This is a genomic window from Streptomyces sp. NBC_01224, from assembly GCF_036002945.1.
Classification (GTDB): Bacteria; Actinomycetota; Actinomycetes; order Streptomycetales; family Streptomycetaceae; genus Streptomyces.
Genome location: NZ_CP108529.1, coordinates 3,334,380 through 3,351,599 on the forward strand (window position 1 = coordinate 3,334,380; position 17,220 = coordinate 3,351,599).

Below are 17,220 nucleotides of genomic sequence, written 5' to 3' on the forward strand. Positions count from 1 at the left end.
AGTCGACGGAAGGCCCTGCGCCCAAACTCAGGGTGCGCAACTAACGCCACCCGTCAAGTGACACCTGAGAACTGCCGTGCAGGTACTGATGGAGAGCACTGGCAGTTGTGTCGACAAAGGCGTCGGGGATGGCGTTGGCATCGACCCAGCGGACCTGGGAGTGCTTGCGAGGTTCGCGGTTTTCGGGTTCGCCGGTCCAGTCGTGGGCGGCGAAGACGACGGTAAGGAAGCCGTTGGGGGCTTCGACGCCCCAGGCGCCGTGGATGATGTGGGCGACCTTGAGGGACTCGGGCTTCACCGTGAGACCCGTCTCCTCGTAGAGCTCGCGGACTGCAGTCTCCGTGATGGGTTCGCCCGGCTCGCTCTTGCCGACGGGGAGGTCCCACAGGCCCTGGGCGAACTTGGCGTTTTCGCTGCGCTGGAGGAGGACGACGCGGTTGGCGGCCTTGTCGTGGACGATGACGGCGGCGACCAGCAGGGTCATGGATTCGAGCGCCGGCTTCAGGGCCTTGGGCTGGTCGTCGGTCTGCTGGGTCACGGTGTTCCCTTCGTCGGGCGGGTTGTTGGGCATGTTAGGCGAGGGCCTCGCGGGCGCGGCGAGCAAGATCGGCGGCGCCGGGTACCTTGCGCCTCTGGTAGATCGCCAGGGTGGAACGGATCGAGGTGATCGCCTTGCGCGTCCGGTCGGAGGTCATGCCCTCCATGAGGACGAGGGCCTTGGTCCAGGCGGCGACGGCCTCATCGGCGCGGGCCTGGGCGGCGAGGCTGTCGCCGAGGTCGGCGTGGGTGAGGGCGTGGACGCGCTTGTACTTCACAGGGTCCCAGCGGGTGAGGGCGTCCCGGTGCTGCTGCTCGGTGCCAATGTGGTCTGCGAGGTCGGTCAGGGTGCGGGCGGTGTGGCTGGCTACGGTGCCGGCGGCGGGGCCGCTTACGCGGGAGTAGCTGGGTTGGGGGCCGTCGTCCCGGAGGAGGGCGTCCTCGGCGGCGAGTAGGGCGCGCGCGGCCAAGGGGTTCTCGTTGACCGCGGCGTAGGCGCGGGCGTGCGTGATGTGGAGGAGCGCTTCGGTCTGGCCGTCGACGTGGCCGAGACCTGTGCGGAGGGCGCCTTCGACGAGGTCGACGCAGTGGTGGGGCTGCTTGAGGCTCAGGGCTTGGTGGGCGAGGGCGCGCATCATCCAGGCGGCGTGGCCGTGGGGGTCGGCTTCGCAAGCGAGCTTGTAGCCGACCTGGTAGTAGCGCTGGGCGGCGCCTTCCTGGCCAAGGTCGTGGTGCTTCCACCCTGCGAGGTAGGCGAGTTCGGCGACGGCGCCGAAGGCGGCCCGACGTAAGGCTTCGCTGGGGAAGCGTCCGTGCAGCATGGGGGCGGCTGTGTCGGCCAGGTACGCGGTGACGGTGGTCAGGCCGTGCCCGCCGCCGAGGCGCTCGTCGGCGGCGCTGAAGGCCGCGGTGATCTGCCGTACGACGTCCACGTCCTCCGCGCCGACGAGGGACGTGCCGGTGCGGGCGCGGAGCATGCGGGTGGTGGCTTCGTGGTCGTAGCCGAGCGGCATGGCCACGCCGGCGGTGGTGAAGGCCGCGATGGCGAGGTAGCGGCGACGTTGGACGTCGGCGCGGCCCAGGTCGGTGACGGCGAGGACGGGGTCGGATTCCGCCGGCTCCTCGGCATCACCGACGGGCAGGCCGATATCGGTACGGGTGACCGTACGTCCCGCTCGGCGGGACAGCGCCTCGGCCAGGTACTGACCTACCCGGCCGGACGGGGCGCGGGTGCCGTTCACCCAGTGCGAGATGGCCGACTTGTTGGTCTGGAGGATCTCGCCGTTCTCGGCGGCGATGCGCCGCACGTCTCTGGCGAGGGCCTCGTAGGTGCAGTCGACCGCCGCGATGACATCGCGCAGAGGGAAGTTGGGTTCTCGCTGCGCCGCCACGATCGCCTCCGCCCTGGAGCTGTAAACCGCGTATACCGCTTCAACTGCCTTCCACCGTACCCACTGAGCGTGACCACCGGTTCACTTATCAGCAGCCGCCCGAAACGGCGTGACCGTGATCCAGGCTCCCCCTTGGTCCGGGCGGCACCCCGAAGTTCCGTACGCCCACACCGGGCTCGGGCATTCCTGTGCCCGGACCCGGCCGATCAGAGACGGAGACACGGTGACCACCATCGACACCACGGCCATCACGGTCGAGCTGCCCGAGGCGTTCGACCCGCGCTGGAACCGCCTGCCTGGCATCCAGGCCGACGGCCGGCGCATCACCATCGACCCGGCCGAGTACTTCTTCCGCTTCGAGTCGAACACCTGGCTCGTCGCCGACTGGGAGCTGGTCAAGGCCCAGCTCCTCGGTGCGGACGAGACGACCGAGAGCGCGGTCGAGCAGCTCGCGCTCGACTTCATCAAGAACCACGGTGAGTCCACCTCCGACGCGGCCCGCGTCCTGGCCACCGCGTACGAGGTGTACGCGTACCTCTTCCGCAACGAGCACCTGGCCAGCCTCGGCCTGCCGCAGATCACCGCCGATCATCTGCGGATGCTCCGCGAGGCGGCCACGCTCATGGCGCTCAACAAGGTCGAGCTGGACGGGCACATCTCCAACGTCGGCCCGTGCTGGTTTTTCCCTGCCGCCACGTCCGTCGTCTTCGACCTGGACGACGAGATGGGCGGGATGCTCGACGAGGTCTACCACGGCGGCTGGTTCAACGAGCACCGCCGGATCGAGTCCATCAAGGCCCACGCGGCGCTCGGTGGCCGGCTCGTGCACGGGTGCCAGTCCGTGCCGGACCAGTCCGGCGGCGTGGTCGCGCCCTACGGTGCCTCGATGGCGAACTTCCGCGACGACCTCGCCGCGTTCAAGGCGGGTTGGATCGAGCAGGTCTACGCCCACCGCGTGAACCCCGCCGCGTAACCCACCATCCGATCAGGCTCCGGGGCGGGCCGGCATCCCTCGCCCGCCCCGGAAGCCACCATCCCCCGGAGCCCTCCCGTGACCACAAACCCCAGCGCCGAACTCCTCGACAACCTGCTCACCGCGACCGGCCAGACCACCGCCGTACGGGAGGAGGTACGCGTGTGGTCCATGTCCGGCGTCGAGCGCGTGACCTTCCCCGACGGCTCCACGGCCATCTTCAAGTACGCCAAGAAGCCGTTCGACAGCGAGGACCAGGCCCTCCGCCTTGCCCACACCCTCGGCGTACCCGTCCCCCAGGTCCACGCCTCCGCCGTCCTGGACGGATGGCTCGGCATGCTCATGGAGGACCTCGGACCGTCCGTCCGCGAGGCCGACGACCTCGACGGCGTCGCTGCGGCCGTGATCCTGCACGGCACCCGTACGGCTCCGCCCTTGCCTGTCCTCGGCCAGGAGCGCCTGCGCGCACTTCCGGCCCGGGCGCTGGAACACCTCGAACGGCTGCGCAAGGCCGACCGGTGGCAGGACGCCGACGACGTCGAGGACGCGCTCGACCAGATCGCCAAGGCCGCCGAAGCCCGCTCGGCCGGAGCAACACTGGAACCGTTCGGCTGGGTGCACTCCGAGTTCCACCCCACCAGCCTCCACATCGGCGAGCGCGGCTGGCGGCTCCTCGACTTCGCCCGCGCCTTCACCGGCCCCGGCCTGCTCGACCTCGCCAGCTGGCACGGCACCATCGAGCCCCCGCACGCCATCCGCCTCCGCGTCTTCCTGGAGCAGTACGTCACCGCCGGCGGCACCCCCGACGCCCTCGCCCCGCGCGGCGGGCTCACCGCCGAACATTGGGCCCTGGGCTGGCACCGCATGTGGGCCGTCGAGTGGTTCATGGAGCAGTCCGTCCGCTGGATCGACGACCCGGCCACCGACCCCGCCTACATCAAGGCTGTCCGCCGCCACCTCACCGACGCCCTCCACCTCCTGGAGATCTGACGTGCTCGCCCAGGCATCCCCCTGGCACGCCCACGCGCTCCAGCGCACCGCCGCTGGACTCGCCGAACCCCTGTCCGTACCCGCACGGATGGAATGGACCACGCGACCCGGCCAAGGGCCCGGAGCTGACGTCCTCGGCCCCGACCTGCGCGGCAAGCGACTGCTGGAACTCGGCTGCGGCCCCGGCCACAACGCCGCCCACCTCGCCACCCGCCACGGCGCCCACGTCACCGGCGTCGACCTGGTCGGCCTCCAGGTCCGCCGCGCCCGCTCCCACTACGGACGGCTGAACAACCTCACCTTCGTCGCCGGCCACGCCCTGCACTACCTGCACGCCTCCGACGAGCAGTTCGACGCGATCTACTCCGTCTTCGCCGCCGTAGGGCTCGTCGCTCCTGAGCTCCTGCTGCCGGCCATCGCTCAACGCCTCACGCCCGGCCGGGTGCTCGTCTTCTCCGTTCCGCACCCGCAGCGCGGCAGCCGCAGCCCCTCCAGCGACGATCGGCCCCGCCGCGACTTCGTCGCCCTCCCCGACCGCACCCGGCTCCCCATTGCCCGCTGGGAGTTCGACACCGACCGCTGGGAGAGGCACCTCAGCCAGGCCGGGTTCTGGCTCACCTCGGCCCAGGAGTTCCACGACCCCCGCATGGGCCACTGGCCCACCACCCTGCTGATCCGCGCTCGCAAGCTCTGACCAGCCATTCGCTCCGGCTTCCCCTGGAGGAACCGATGCGCCCGCCCTACCTGCTCCTCGATATCGACGGCGTCCTCATACCCTTCCCCAACGCGGACGGCTCGACCCCGGCCACCCACGCCCGCCACGACGTCGTCCCCACCGGCCGGAGCGCCGGCAACCCGGTTACCGTCTGGCTCGATCCCGCCCACGGTCTCGCGCTCATGGACGTGATCAGTACGGGTCTCGTCACTCCGGTCTGGTGCACCAGCTGGCGGCAGGACGCCACCACCCTGATCGAACCGCTCCTCGGCCTCCCGCCTCTGCCGCACGTCAACCTGCCGCGTCCCCAGATCACCACCAGCCACCCCAACGGCTACCTGTGGAAACGCGACCACGTCGACGCCTGGCTGGGCGACGCCCCCGCCGTCTGGATCGACGACGACTTCACCGGCCTCGACCATGAATGGGCGGTGGAGCGCACTGCGAAGGGAACGGCGACCCTCCTCATTCAGCCCGACCCGCACCTCGGTCTACAGCCCGAGCATCTGACCGAGGTCACGAGGTGGGTCGCGCAGTTACCCACAGCCCGCGCCGCCTGACGACTGATGCCCTCGCTGCCACGAGCAGCGAGGGCATCAGAGTGTTGCTCGAGCGTGAGCCGTCTGCGGTCTGTAGCACGTATCGGCGGCGCTGATGTCGGAGTCAACTGGAACACTGCGGCCGTGATCAACGAGATGACCCCAGACCTTCCTGATGCTCCCGCCAGCTCCCTGCCACCCAGAGCACAGGCAGAGCTCGCCGGTACCGCCTGGGAGGAGCTGCCGCACGTCTGTACGGGCCAGCACGGTGTGCCTGACACACCGGACATCCTCGGCGCTGTGCTCGCCACCGACCCGGCCCGCCGGGTGCGGGCGGTGGGGGATCTGTATCGGCTGCCCCTCAATCGGGAGCAGGTGTTTCCGGCGACCGCTCCGGCGGCCTTGGTCCTCGCTCGTCTTCTCGACGATCCGCGCACCCTCGCCGAAGACCGGTGGGAACGCAGGGCCGGTCGGCGGTCGCTGCGCGCCGAACTGCTGAACTGGCTGGCTTCGTTCGCCGACATCGCCCGTCTGGACGTCGAGGACGGCGTCGGCACGGCGCAGGATCTGGCTGCCGCCCGTGCGGCAAGGCCAATACTCCACGACCGCATCGCGGACTTCTGCGACGCCGACGATCCACTAGTGAAGGAGGCCGCGCTCGCGGCCACCGCCCTGCTCCTGGCCGACCCCGCCCTCGCCTCGTCCGTACCCCGGTACGCGCCCGCCGTTCGCGAGGTCCTTGCCGTGAGCGCGGACTCGTACTACCGGTGGATCGCCCGGGAACGGCTGGCTGCCTGGGGGGAGGGTGTCACTGGTCTCGTCACTGCGGAGAAGGAGCGCCGCGCGGCCCTGGACCGGGCAGGCGAGCTGGCGGAGGACCCGTTCGGCGGCCAGGAGGAGGAGCAGGCGATCCGCTGGCTGGAAGAGCAACCCGAGGACACCGCGGCTCCGAAACGACTCGGCCGCCGGCGTAAGGACCGGACCGCGCCCAGCCCGGCCGCCCCGCACGAGCCAGCACCCGAGCCGCCCGTGGCCGCCGCTGGAAGCGAGGCGGGGTACCGCGGCCCGTGGCGGATCGCCCGGGAGGAGGAGCGCGCCGAGTGGACGTTCACGCCGTACGTAGGAGTCGGCCCCCTGCACTTCGGGATGACCTTGGAGGAGATCACCCGCGTCCTCGGCGAAGGACCGGCCGTCTCGTCCTACTCCCACCACGGCGAAGACCAGCAGCTCAACTACGCCGACTTCACTGAGAGCGGGATCAGGGCCCTCTTTCACGACGGCCGCCTGGGGTGCGTCGCCGCAGACGCCCTCACCGGCCCCCAGGTGAGACTGGACACAGCCCCGCTGACCGGCTGCGCACCTTCCCACGTGGAGGACTGGCTCGTCCACCGCACAACACGGCCCGGCAGCCTGGCGTACAGCGTCGCTGGCGATCCGGTCTTCGCCGACCTCGGCCTGGCGATCCGCTCCCAGCGGGCCGGCGACGTCGTCCTGACCCGCCCCCTCTTCCTGCTCCACGACTGGCTCGACCTGTGGCACGCACTGCCCAGCGAGGAATGGAACTGCTCCTGAAGCGTTGTTCGCCGGTCGGCCTCACCTGAGTGCGAGGCCGACCGGAGCGACATCTCGTCCACTCGAGCGATATCGGGGGCGTAGACCACCAGCCGGGTGGGGAATCAACGTGAGCAGCTCTGTGGCTGGCTAGCTCTGACCGGAAACGATCACAGGGTTCCGTCCTGGTCCGGGCGTCGCGGAGAACTCTCATGCGGTCGTGTCGTGTGTCTGTGCGCATGCGTCGCGGTGGAGATCAATAGCCTGTCGTCCGCCGTGGTCCGGCCGGGTTGACGTTGCGGACGTTCCAGGTCAACGAGTCACCACGTCGCTTCTGTGAGCGGCACGGATTCATCGCCACTGAGCACACCGACGGTCACCGCAACGAGGAACGTGAGCCGGACATCCGGTACGTGTGGTGCCCTGGGAAGCAAGAGCTTTGAGAGTGCTTCAAGCCATCTGGACGATTGGCCGTCTGCCCCAGCGAATGCCATTCTCGCTGCGGACGCGGACGGAACGCGTTCGCGTCGCCCTAGGCTGAGCGGCCAGGCTGGATCACACCCTTGTTCGCACCCGAAGCGGTCTCTACCATCCGTCTCCACGTCCCGTGCACCGCGTCCCGCGACGGAAGGCTGCCTCCGTGAGCGTTGTCACTCTGCTGCCCTTCCTCCTGATAGGCGGCGCGGTGTTCTCAATCGCTGCGGTCTCCCGGAGCAGACGTCGTACGGCTGAAGCACGCGCCCAGCGCGAGCGTGCCTACCAAGCCGCACTGCCGCCCCCCACGATCGCCCTGGAGCGCCAGAACGCGCTGGCGCTCGAAGCCCTGGATCAGGTGTGCGCCCTGAGCGACAGCGTCCCGGGGGTCTTCGTGGACATGGAGAGCTACTTCGCCCGGCGCGGCTGGAACGAGGGTGACGTCTTCCTGATCATGGGCCGACTCGCCGGCCTGGGTCTGGCCCACCAACTTGTGACCGCCAACCACCCCTACAGCCCGTACCGGTACCGGGCGACACTAAACGGAGTGAGGGAGAACATGGCGAACGCCGGCCGTGGGGCCAACGCCTCGAACATCAGCATCAACCAGACCACCGAACAGGGCGACAACACCTTCAACGCGGCCTTCGGTGCAGGCAACGCCTCGATGCACCAGGACCGTCGGGGTGAGGTCCGGCACGTCCACCAGCAGTTGGTACACCGACTGCGCGAAGACGCTACCCAGGCCACGCAGGCAGAGGCGGACATCGCCGAGAGCCACGCGGGGAACCTAGAATCGGCCCTCGCCGCCGGGGACACCGAAGCTCGCGATGCGACGCTGGGCCGCATCCACCGGTTCCTCCTGACGGCAGGCAGCGCATTCCAGGCCAGCCAGCAGTTGTTCAGCCTCCTCGGCCTACCCGGCTCCTGAAAGACGACAGCTGAGTAGCGCGAACTCTCCTGTGCACGTGCTCGCGTCCCACCGTGATCCGGCGCCAAGATCATTTTATGACGCGCCTTGTGTGACCGGCAACGTCTGCTGGGTCGGGTGGTCAGGCCGTTGTTCGTAGAGGTCTGCCGCCCCAGCGGATGTTCTTCTCGCTGCGGATGCGGGCGTGAAGGCCCACCTGCGGGACTTCCCCGCCGATGGGCCCGAGAGCTGGGTCTTCACGGCGCCGCAAGGCGGACCCGTGGTCTACACGCACTTCATGGACGGGTCCTGGCGGCCCGCCTGCGCGAAGGCCGGCATACCGAAGGGCACCGGACCCCACGCCCTCCGGCACCACTACGCCAGCCTGTTGATCAAGCACGGCGAGTCCGTGAAGACGGTCTCCGAGCGCCTGGGCCACACCAATGCGGCCATGACGCTGAACATCTACACCCACCTGTGGCCCGACTCCGAGGAGCGGACCCGGGCCGCGGTCGACAAGGCGTACGCGGACCAATCCGCCGACGCCCAGCCACAGGTCGACGAAGCGGCGTAACCGCTCCCCCGCGCGCCGGACTCATCCAGCACGCTGCGGACTCTGTGCGGACCGCAAAGGCCGCCCAACCCGCTCCGCCGCAGGTCAGACGGCCTTTCGCCGGACGTATCAGACGTTGAAGCGGAACTCCACCACGTCCCCGTCCTGCATCACATAGTCCTTGCCCTCCATGCGGGCCTTGCCCTTGGCGCGGGCCTCGGCGACCGAGCCCATTTCGACCAGGTCCTCGAAGGAGACGATCTCCGCCTTGATGAAGCCCTTCTGGAAGTCGGTGTGGATCACACCGGCCGCCTCGGGGGCCGTGGCGCCCTTCTTGATCGTCCAGGCTCGGGCTTCCTTCGGGCCTGCCGTGAGGTAGGTCTGCAGGCCCAGGGTGTCGAAGCCGACGCGGCCGAGGGTGGCGAGGCCGGGCTCTTCCTGGCCCATGGACTGGAGGAGTTCGAGGGCCTCGTCGTCGTCGAGCTCGATCAGCTCGGACTCGATCTTGGCGTTGAGGAAGATCGCCTCGGCGGGAGCGACCAGGGCGCGCTGCTCGTTCTTGAAGTCCTCGTCGACCAGCTCGTCCTCGTCGACGTTGAACACGTAGAGGAAGGGCTTGGTGGTGAGGAGGTGCAGCTCGTGGAGGAGCTTGCCCTTCTCCGTGCCTGCGGAGATGCCCGCGGCGAAGAGGGTCTGGCCGGACTCGAGGATCTTCTGGGCCTCCTCGACCGCGGCGAGGACCGCGACCTTCTCCTTCTGGAGGCGGGACTCCTTCGTGAGGCGCGGGACGGCCTTCTCGACGGACTGGAGGTCGGCGAGGATCAGCTCGGTGTTGATCGTCTCGATGTCGTCCTTGGGCGAGACCTTGCCGTCGACGTGGACGACGTTCTCGTCCTTGAAGGCGCGGATGACCTGGCAGATCGCGTCGGACTCGCGGATGTTCGCGAGGAACTTGTTGCCCAGGCCCTCACCCTCCGAAGCGCCTCGGACGATGCCGGCGATGTCGACGAAGTCGACCGTCGCGGGGAGCAGCTTCTGGGAGCCGAAGATCTCCGCCAGCTTGTTCAGGCGCGAGTCGGGGACGCCGACGACGCCCACGTTCGGCTCGATCGTGGCGAACGGGTAGTTGGCCGCCAGCACGTCGTTCTTGGTCAGGGCGTTGAACAGGGTCGACTTGCCGACATTCGGCAGGCCGACGATTCCGATCGTGAGCGACACGTTGGCGACTTCCTGAGGAGTGAGGAGGAGGGAGGAGGAGGGACGGGCGGGAATGCGTCGGGCCCGGGTGGGCCGATTCTCCAGTTTACGGGCGAGGGCAACCGGGTATCCACGGGTCCGATCGGGCGTCGATTCGGTTCCCGTTCGGCCGTGTGGCATCGAACTCACCCCTAAGGTCGCCCAAAGCGCGTGTCCCGCACCCGTTTCCTCCCGCCCGGCGACCTACGTTGTCCCGGTGGAGCAGCACAGGACACGTCCCCCGCAGCGCAGGCAGTCTCAGCAGGCCCCGCTGTCCCCGCAGGGCACCATCGACGAAGCCGCCGCCGTCTATCGGGTGGTGGACGCGAAGCCGGAGGGCCGGTCCCGGCCGGTGCCGCCCGCCGTTCTCGCGCTGCGCAGGCTGCCGAATCCCCGGCTGACCGGCATCGGTGCGGGGCTCTTCGCCGCCGCCGCCATGTTCCTGCTGGCGTGCCTCGACTGGCTGGTCCTCGACGGTTCATCGACCGTGTTCGGGGTGCTGTTCCTGCCGGTCAGCGCGCTGACCGCGCTGTGGGTACGGCCCGCGGACCTGGTGACCGCGCCGATCATCGTGCCGATCGCATTCGCCGTCGGCGTGATCCCGATCTCCGGCGGCACGGGCGGCTTCGGCGGCCAGACCATGGCGCTCGTCACCGCGCTCGCCGTACATGCCGGGTGGCTGTACGGCGGGACACTCATCGCCGGGCTCATCGCGACCGTACGGAAGGTACGGCTGATGCGGCAGCGGCAACGGCAACGGCAACGTCGGATGCTGCTCGCCTCGCAGACGGCGCGGCCCGCCCAGCCGCCCCGTCGCCCCCAGCGCTGACCGGGGCGATAAAAAAGGGCCGCCCCGTCGCCCCCAATAGGGCAGGGCCAGGCAGCCGGGTGAGCCCTACGCCGTGTTCGCCGCCGCCATCGCCGCTCCCACGATGCCCGCGTTGTTCTGCAGCTCCGCCGGCACCATCTCGGCCCGTACATGCTCGATCAGCGGCAGGAACTTGTCGGCCTTGCGGCTGACTCCGCCGCCGATGATGAAGAGCTCGGGCGAGAACAGCATCTCCACATGGGTCAGGTACTTCTGCACCCGGTGCGCCCAGTGGTGCCAGCTCAGCTGCTCGTCCTCCTTGACCTTGGTGGAGGCGTGCTTCTCCGCGTCCTGGCCGTTCAGCTCCAGGTGGCCCAGCTCGGTGTTGGGGACGAGCTTGCCGTCGATGAAGAGGGCGCTGCCGATTCCCGTACCGAGCGTCAGTACGATCACCGTCCCATTGCGGCCGCGCCCGGCGCCGAACGCCATCTCGGCGATGCCGGCCGCGTCGGCGTCGTTCAGGACGGTGACGGGAAGGCCGAGTCTGTCGCCGAGCAGTCCGCGGGCGTCCATGTCGATCCAGCCCTGGTCGACATTGGCCGCGGTGCGTGTGCAGCCGCTCGTGACGACGCCCGGGAAGGTGATGCCCACCGGGCCCGACCAGTCGAAATGACCGACCACATCCGCCACGCAGTCGGCCACGTCCTTGGGCGTGGCCGGGTGCGGTGTCAGTACTTTGTGGCGCTCCTGCGCCAGGTCTCCGCGGTCCAGGTCCACGGGAGCACCCTTGATCCCGGATCCGCCGATGTCCACTCCGAAGATCTGCATGCAATCCACGGTACGGGCAGGTGGCCCGGCTCACTTCCCGGAACGGGAAGCCGTCGACGCGAAGCCGTCACTTCTCCACGAGCGCCGCGGCCTCGGCGCGCAGGTCACGGCGGAGTTCCTTGGGCAGCGAGAACGTGATGGACTCCTCGGCCGCCTTCACGATCTCCACGTCCTCGAAACCGCGCTCCGAGAGCCACGCCAGGACGCCGTCGACCAGGACCTCGGGAACGGACGCGCCCGAGGTGACGCCGACCGTGGAGACACCCTCCAGCCAGGCCTCGTCGATTTCGTCGGCGAAGTCGACCAGATGGGCGTCGTTCGCACCGGCGCCGAGGGCGACCTCGACCAGGCGGACCGAGTTCGAGGAGTTCTTGGAGCCGACGACGATCACGAGGTCGGCGTCCGCGCCCATCTGCTTCACGGCGATCTGGCGGTTCTGCGTGGCGTAGCAGATGTCGTCGCTGGGCGGCGAGATCAGCAGCGGAAACTTCTCCTTGAGCGCGCCGACCGTCTCCATCGTCTCGTCGACGGAGAGCGTGGTCTGGGAGAGCCAGACGACCTTCGACGGGTCGCGCACCTCGACACCCGCGACGTCCTCGGGGCCGTCGACCAGCGTGATGTGCTCGGGGGCCTCGCCGGAGGTGCCGATGACCTCCTCGTGGCCCTCGTGGCCGATCAGGAGGATGTCGAAGTCGTCCTGCGCGAAGCGGACGGCTTCCTTGTGGACCTTGGTGACCAGGGGGCAGGTCGCGTCGATCGTGGCGAGCTTCCGCTCGGCCGCCTCCTCGTGCACGGTCGGTGCGACGCCGTGCGCGGAGAACATCACGATCGAGCCCTCGGGGACCTCCGCCGTCTCCTCGACGAAGATCGCGCCCTTCTTCTCCAGGGTCTGTACGACGTACTTGTTGTGGACGATCTCGTGGCGCACGTACACCGGGGAGCCGTACTGCTCCAGGGCTTTCTCCACGGCGATCACGGCACGGTCCACGCCAGCGCAGTAGCCACGGGGAGCGGCGAGCAGGACGCGGCGGGGTGTCGTAGCAGTCATGCGTCCCATCGTAAGGCCGAGCCGAACGCGCGGAAGATCGGCGGGGTCGCGAGACTGATGCGTACGCGATCGACGGAGGGCTCATGTCGGGGACGGACAGCGGCAGCGGCGGCGGGGTCACGGAGGCGAAGGGGGCGCACCAGGAGGAAGGCAGGCTGCGGCGGACGCTCGGCTTCCGGGATCTGGTGGTCTACGGGCTCCTCTTCATCGCTCCGATGGCGCCCGTCGGCGTATTCGGCACACTCGATGCGAAATCGGACGGTGCGGTCGCGCTGGTCTATGTCGCGGCGACCGTCGTGATGGCGTTCACGGCCTTCAGCTACGCCCAGATGGTGCGGGTCGCCCCGTTGGCGGGCTCGGTCTTCGCGTACGCCCGCAAGGGGCTCGGGGAAGGGCCGGGGTTCATCGCCGGGTGGATGGCGATGCTCGACTATCTGCTGATCCCCGCGGTCGCCTATCTCTTCTCCGGGATCGCGCTGAACTCGCTCGTGCCTTCGGTGTCGCGGTGGGTGTGGACGGCGCTCGCGGTCGTCGCCACCACGCTGCTGAATCTCTGGGGTGTACGGGCTGCCGCCCGGGTCGGCTTCGCGGTGCTCGCGATGGAGATCGCGGTGCTGCTGGTGTTCCTCGTCTCGGCGGTGGTGGTTCTTGTACGGGACGGGGCGCAGCGCGGCTGGCTGACCCCGCTCACCGGCGATTCCGGCTTCTCCGCTTCGGCGGTACTGGGGGCGGTGTCGGTGGCCGTGCTGTCGTATCTGGGCTTCGACGCGATCGCCTCGTTCGCGGAGGAGGTGACGGGGGGCTCGTCGAAGGTGGCGCGGGCGGTGCTGTTCTGTCTGGTGCTCGCGGGTGTGCTGTTCGTGGCGCAGGGCTATCTGGCAGCGCTGCTGGAGCCGATGACGTCGGCTGAGCTGGCCGCCGATCCGGCCGCGCAGGGGTCGGCGTTCTACGACACGGTGGACTTTGCGGTCGGGACCTGGTTGCACGATCTGGTGGCGGTCAGCAAGGCGATCGGGGCAGCCTTCGCGGCACTGGCCGGGCAGGCGGCCGCGGGGCGGCTGCTGTTCGCGATGGCCAGGGAGCGGCGGCTGCCCTTGCTGCTGTCCAAGGTCGACCCGCGGTCCGGGGTGCCGCGGGTCGCGATCCTGCTCGCCGCGACGGTGACGCTGGTGGCGGCGGTGTGGGCGGCCCGGCGCGCCGACGGTCTCGACCATCTGGTGTCGGTCGTCGACATCGGTGCGCTGACGGCGTTCGTGCTGCTGCACGCGTCGGTGGTCGGCTGGTTCGCCGTACGCCGGATGGAGGGGCCGCCCAGCTGGTGGCGGCATGTGCTGGTGCCGGTGGTGGGTGCGGGGGTGCTGATCGCGGTGATCGTGGAGGCGACCGCGAGCGCTCAGGTGGTGGGGGTGTGCTGGCTGGGGGTGGGGCTGGTGGTCCTGGCGCTGCAGTGGGGACGGCGCACAGCCTGAGGCGGGGGCGAGCCGGAGTGGCGGTTGTCGTGGGCGGCTGATTGTCGGTGGGGGCGGATACGCTCGCTCGCATGGCTCTCCAAACGTCCGCGGAAGCTCCGCTGCCCGTCGGTGATGTGTCGCGGCTGATCGGGGGGTGGATCGACCGGCTCGGCGCCGTCTGGGTCGAGGGCCAGATCACCCAGTTGTCACGGCGGCCGGGCGCCGGGGTGGTGTTCCTGACGCTGCGCGACCCGTCTCAGGACATCTCGGTGAGCGTGACGTGCTTCCGCCAGGTCTTCGACCGGATCGCGGATGTCGTGACGGAGGGAGCGCGGGTCGTCGTGCTCGCCAAGCCCGAGTGGTACGCGCCGCGCGGCCAGCTGTCCCTGCGGGCCACGGAGATACGGCCGGTCGGCATCGGTGAGCTGCTGGTCCGCCTTGAGCAGCTCAAGAAGTCGCTGGCCTCGGAGGGGCTCTTCGCGCTCGACCGGAAGAAGCCGCTGCCGTTCCTGCCGCAGCTGATCGGACTGGTCTGTGGCCGTGCCTCGGCGGCCGAGCGCGACGTTCTGGAGAACGCGCGGCGGCGATGGCCCGCGGTGCGGTTCGAGGTGCGTAACACGGCGGTGCAGGGGGTGCACGCGGTGAATCAGGTCGTCCAGGCCGTGAAGGAGCTGGACGATCTCCCGGACGTCGACGTGATCGTGGTGGCGCGGGGTGGCGGCAGCGTGGAGGATCTGCTGCCGTTCTCGGACGAGCAGCTGATCCGTACGGTCGCCGCGTGCCGTACGCCGGTGGTGTCGGCGATCGGTCATGAGCCGGACTCCCCGCTGCTCGACCTGGTCGCGGATCTGCGCGCCTCCACTCCGACGGATGCGGCGAAGAAGGTCGTGCCCGATGTGGGCGAGGAGCTGGAGCGGGTGCAGCAGCTGCGGGACCGTGCGTTGCGGACGGTACGGGGGTTGCTGGACCGGGAGGAGCGGGGGCTGGCGCATGCGCTGGGCCGGCCCGCGATGGAGCATCCCCAGCGGATGGTGGACGAGCGGGCCTCGGAGATCGATGCGCTGATCGGGCGGGGTCGGCGGGTACTGGGGCATCTGCTGGACCGGGCGGACTCGGAGCTCGCCCATACCCGGGCGCGGGTGGTCGCGTTGTCGCCCGCGGCGACGCTGGAGCGCGGGTATGCGGTGCTGCAGCGGGCGGACGGCCATGTGGTGCGGGCTCCCGCGGACGCGGGGGTGCCGGGCGATCTGCTTCGGGCGCGGGTTTCGGGGGGCGAGTTCGCGGTGCGGGTGAGTGAGTGAGCGGGGGTTCGGTGCTGGGGCGGACGAGGCGGACGGGCGCCGAGGCGGCTCGAAAGCGATGACGGGCGAGGTAGGAGGCTCCTGATGGGCCGGAACGTAGGGTGGGGCGCATGACGGACGACGGGACTACGACGGCTGGTGCCGCGGGCACGCTCGGATACGAGCAGGCCCGTGACGAGCTGATCGAGGTGGTGCGCCGCCTGGAGGCGGGCGGTACGACGCTGGAGGAGTCCCTCGCGCTGTGGGAGCGGGGCGAGGAGCTGGCGAAGGTGTGCCGGCACTGGCTGGAAGGCGCGCGCGCACGGCTGGACGCGGCCCTGGCGGGGCCGGCCGCCCCCCAGGAGAGCGGCGGCGGCACGACAGCCGACAACGGCTGAGGCCTCCCCGACTTCCGATTTCCCCGGCCGGCCCCGCTTCCGGCTCCCTGGTTCGCCCGGCTTCCCGGTCCCGGCTTTTCGGACGAGGCCGACCACGGCGAGGTGGGCGCAAGGCAGGCGGCGCCGCGATCGGAGCCCTTGCCGGCGAATGGCACAAGAGGCCCGCGCTGTGGAACAGATCACTCCACTCCAGCTTTAGTTGAAAGTTAACCAACCTCTCCCGTAACGTGGCCGCCGTTGCTTGATCCACGTGTACGCCCGGAAGGTAAACCGCCAGATGTCCCTCGTTCTTGACCCCGCCGCCCAGGACCTCCTCTTCCGCGAGGCCCGCACCGCCAACACATTCACCGACGAGCCGGTGACCGAGGAGCAGGTCCAGGCGATCTACGACCTGGTCAAGTACGGCCCCACCGCGTTCAACCAGTCGCCGCTGCGCGTCGTCCTGGTCCGCTCCGACGACGCCCGTGCGCGCCTCGTCAAGCACATGGCCGAGGGCAACCAGCCGAAGACCTCGACCGCCCCGCTGGTCGCCATCCTGGTCGCCGACAACGAGTTCCACGAGGAGCTCCCGGCCCTGATGCCGCACTTCCCGCAGGCCAAGGACGCGTTCTTCTCCGAGCGCCCGGTCCGCGAGTCGTCCGCCGCACTCAATGGTGCGCTCCAGGCCGCGTACTTCATCATCGGCGTCCGCGCCGCCGGCCTCGCCGCGGGCCCGATGACCGGTTACAACGCCGCGGGCATCGAGAAGGAGTTCCTGGACGGCGACCACAAGGTGCTGATGGTCGTCAACATCGGCAAGGCGGGCGAGGACGCCTGGTTCCCGCGTCTGCCGCGCCTCGCCTACGACGAGGTCATCACGACCGTCTGAGCGTCGCAACGCCTACGGAGGAGGCCCTGGAGCATCAAGTGCTCCAGGGCCTTCTCCGTGCGCCTCGTACGAGGCAGATGCCCCGCACAGGACATCAGGACGACTTGAGTGCGGCGGCCATCTCCGCCAGCCGCTCCGTCGAGGCGGAACCCGTGACCACCGTGGTCGCACCCTTGTCCTGGCGCACGAGGGCGTCGTACTTCTCGCCCTTCCAGTGCTGCCAGGCCTCGCCCGCGACCTGCTGCGTACGCCCGGTGTTCTTGGCCTCCTGGCTGACCTCGGTCACATACTTCTGCGCCGGGGAGGTGGACTGCTCCACCGCGACGTACTTGCCCTCCGGGTCCAGGAAGCCCAGGTGCCAGCTGTTGCCCGCCTGGCGGTCGTAACTGACCGAGGTCGGCTTCCACTCCTTGGCCAGTCCGTCCGGGGCGGCCACCGGGTACGGTGCCGCGCGCCGCGCCGTCAGGAGCTCCACCCGGTAGTCGACCGCCTTGACCGGGTTGGCGTTCTCGTCGTGCGGAATGAAGATGTAAACGAGCCCTGCCGCAGCGGAGATCACCGCCATCGACAGGAACATGTCGCGCACTGTCTGCTTGCCTCGCTTGCTAGCCACGGGTCCATGGTCGCATTAGGCCTGACGGGCCCGACCCGGGGGCAGCCCGCTCATACG

18 protein-coding genes and 1 pseudogene are annotated in these 17,220 nt (G+C 69.5%); 13 read left to right on the plus strand and 6 right to left on the minus strand.

The genetic code is table 11. The annotated features are described in order from the left end of the window. Positions 1–40: 40 nt before the first annotated feature. On the minus strand, positions 41–571 hold the full coding sequence (locus OG609_RS14320; RefSeq protein ID WP_327273166.1) for an NUDIX domain-containing protein: 531 nt from the start codon (positions 569–571) through the stop codon (positions 41–43). A 1-nt stretch (position 572) separates the two neighbouring features. Continuing rightward, the gene (locus OG609_RS14325; RefSeq protein ID WP_327273167.1) at positions 573–1,928 is read right to left on the minus strand and encodes a tetratricopeptide repeat protein; all 1,356 of its coding nucleotides are present in this window, start codon (positions 1,926–1,928) and stop codon (positions 573–575) included. A 223-nt stretch (positions 1,929–2,151) separates the two neighbouring features. On the opposite strand from OG609_RS14325, the gene OG609_RS14330 reads away from it, so the two are divergent. The 8 genes and pseudogenes from OG609_RS14330 (at position 2,152) to OG609_RS14365 (ending at position 8,654) form a co-directional block, all read left to right on the plus strand. After that, positions 2,152–2,901: a hypothetical protein gene (locus OG609_RS14330; protein ID WP_327273168.1), complete on the plus strand. Its 750-nt coding sequence runs from the start codon at positions 2,152–2,154 to the stop codon at positions 2,899–2,901. A 78-nt stretch (positions 2,902–2,979) separates the two neighbouring features. Beyond that, on the plus strand, positions 2,980–3,891 hold the full coding sequence (locus OG609_RS14335; protein WP_327273169.1) for a phosphotransferase family protein: 912 nt from the start codon (positions 2,980–2,982) through the stop codon (positions 3,889–3,891). Between the two features lies 1 nt (position 3,892). Next, positions 3,893–4,585 carry a class I SAM-dependent methyltransferase gene (locus OG609_RS14340; protein WP_327273170.1) on the plus strand — a complete coding sequence of 231 codons (693 nt, stop codon included), beginning with the start codon at positions 3,893–3,895 and terminating at the stop codon, positions 4,583–4,585. A gap of 35 nt (positions 4,586–4,620) precedes the next feature. Further along, entirely contained in the window at positions 4,621–5,166 is a 546-nt protein-coding gene (locus tag OG609_RS14345; RefSeq protein ID WP_327273171.1) for an HAD domain-containing protein, read from the plus strand. Positions 5,167–5,289: 123 nt separating this feature from the next. Next, positions 5,290–6,717, plus strand: a complete 1,428-nt coding sequence (locus OG609_RS14350; RefSeq protein WP_327273172.1) for a hypothetical protein — start codon at positions 5,290–5,292, stop codon at positions 6,715–6,717. 254 nt (positions 6,718–6,971) lie between these two features. Continuing rightward, positions 6,972–7,139: pseudogene (locus OG609_RS14355) on the plus strand (GNAT family N-acetyltransferase); the annotation flags it as partial. Between the two features lie 197 nt (positions 7,140–7,336). Beyond that, a complete protein-coding gene (locus OG609_RS14360) occupies positions 7,337–8,101 on the plus strand; it encodes a hypothetical protein (RefSeq protein WP_327273173.1) in 765 nt (254 codons plus the stop codon). Between the two features lie 184 nt (positions 8,102–8,285). Continuing rightward, entirely contained in the window at positions 8,286–8,654 is a 369-nt protein-coding gene (locus OG609_RS14365) for a tyrosine-type recombinase/integrase (RefSeq protein ID WP_327273174.1), read from the plus strand. A gap of 108 nt (positions 8,655–8,762) precedes the next feature. Here OG609_RS14365 and ychF read toward each other — a convergent pair whose 3' ends face one another. Then, positions 8,763–9,851, minus strand: a complete 1,089-nt coding sequence (gene ychF, locus OG609_RS14370; protein ID WP_327273175.1) for a redox-regulated ATPase YchF — start codon at positions 9,849–9,851, stop codon at positions 8,763–8,765. A gap of 235 nt (positions 9,852–10,086) precedes the next feature. Here ychF and OG609_RS14375 point away from each other — a divergent pair, with 235 nt between their 5' ends. Continuing rightward, complete coding sequence (locus tag OG609_RS14375) at positions 10,087–10,698, plus strand: DUF6542 domain-containing protein (RefSeq protein WP_327273176.1); 612 nt, start codon at positions 10,087–10,089, stop codon at positions 10,696–10,698. A 66-nt stretch (positions 10,699–10,764) separates the two neighbouring features. Here OG609_RS14375 and ppgK read toward each other — a convergent pair whose 3' ends face one another. Together ppgK and OG609_RS14385 are read right to left on the minus strand one after the other, a co-directional pair. Beyond that, a complete protein-coding gene (ppgK, locus tag OG609_RS14380) occupies positions 10,765–11,505 on the minus strand; it encodes a polyphosphate--glucose phosphotransferase (protein ID WP_327273177.1) in 741 nt (246 codons plus the stop codon). Positions 11,506–11,572: 67 nt separating this feature from the next. After that, positions 11,573–12,562, minus strand: coding sequence for a 4-hydroxy-3-methylbut-2-enyl diphosphate reductase (locus OG609_RS14385; protein WP_327273178.1), 990 nt, complete (start codon positions 12,560–12,562; stop codon positions 11,573–11,575). Between the two features lie 74 nt (positions 12,563–12,636). Here OG609_RS14385 and OG609_RS14390 point away from each other — a divergent pair, with 74 nt between their 5' ends. From OG609_RS14390 to OG609_RS14405, 4 genes are all read left to right on the plus strand, one after another. After that, on the plus strand, positions 12,637–14,022 hold the full coding sequence (locus OG609_RS14390; protein ID WP_327273179.1) for an APC family permease: 1,386 nt from the start codon (positions 12,637–12,639) through the stop codon (positions 14,020–14,022). Positions 14,023–14,093: 71 nt separating this feature from the next. After that, the gene (gene xseA / locus OG609_RS14395) at positions 14,094–15,305 is read left to right on the plus strand and encodes an exodeoxyribonuclease VII large subunit (protein ID WP_327273180.1); all 1,212 of its coding nucleotides are present in this window, start codon (positions 14,094–14,096) and stop codon (positions 15,303–15,305) included. A gap of 110 nt (positions 15,306–15,415) precedes the next feature. Next, positions 15,416–15,682: an exodeoxyribonuclease VII small subunit gene (locus tag OG609_RS14400; protein ID WP_327273181.1), complete on the plus strand. Its 267-nt coding sequence runs from the start codon at positions 15,416–15,418 to the stop codon at positions 15,680–15,682. Between the two features lie 277 nt (positions 15,683–15,959). Further along, positions 15,960–16,550 (plus strand): malonic semialdehyde reductase, encoded by a 591-nt coding sequence (locus OG609_RS14405; protein ID WP_327273182.1) that lies wholly within the window; start codon positions 15,960–15,962, stop codon positions 16,548–16,550. Between the two features lie 94 nt (positions 16,551–16,644). Here the strand turns inward: OG609_RS14405 and OG609_RS14410 are convergent, their stop codons facing one another. Beyond that, a complete protein-coding gene (locus OG609_RS14410) occupies positions 16,645–17,163 on the minus strand; it encodes a DUF4245 domain-containing protein (protein WP_327273183.1) in 519 nt (172 codons plus the stop codon). Positions 17,164–17,220 lie beyond the last annotated feature (57 nt).

Coding starts and splice junctions, on each gene's coding strand:
- OG609_RS14320 (WP_327273166.1), bottom strand. CDS start 571: ATGCCCAACAACCCGCCCGACGAAGGGAACACCGTGACCCAGCAGACC.
- OG609_RS14345 (WP_327273171.1), top strand. CDS start 4,621: ATGCGCCCGCCCTACCTGCTCCTCGATATCGACGGCGTCCTCATACCC.
- ppgK (WP_327273177.1), bottom strand. CDS start 11,505: ATGCAGATCTTCGGAGTGGACATCGGCGGATCCGGGATCAAGGGTGCT.
- OG609_RS14385 (WP_327273178.1), bottom strand. CDS start 12,562: ATGGGACGCATGACTGCTACGACACCCCGCCGCGTCCTGCTCGCCGCT.
- OG609_RS14390 (WP_327273179.1), top strand. CDS start 12,637: ATGTCGGGGACGGACAGCGGCAGCGGCGGCGGGGTCACGGAGGCGAAG.
- xseA (WP_327273180.1), top strand. CDS start 14,094: ATGGCTCTCCAAACGTCCGCGGAAGCTCCGCTGCCCGTCGGTGATGTG.
- OG609_RS14400 (WP_327273181.1), top strand. CDS start 15,416: ATGACGGACGACGGGACTACGACGGCTGGTGCCGCGGGCACGCTCGGA.
- OG609_RS14405 (WP_327273182.1), top strand. CDS start 15,960: ATGTCCCTCGTTCTTGACCCCGCCGCCCAGGACCTCCTCTTCCGCGAG.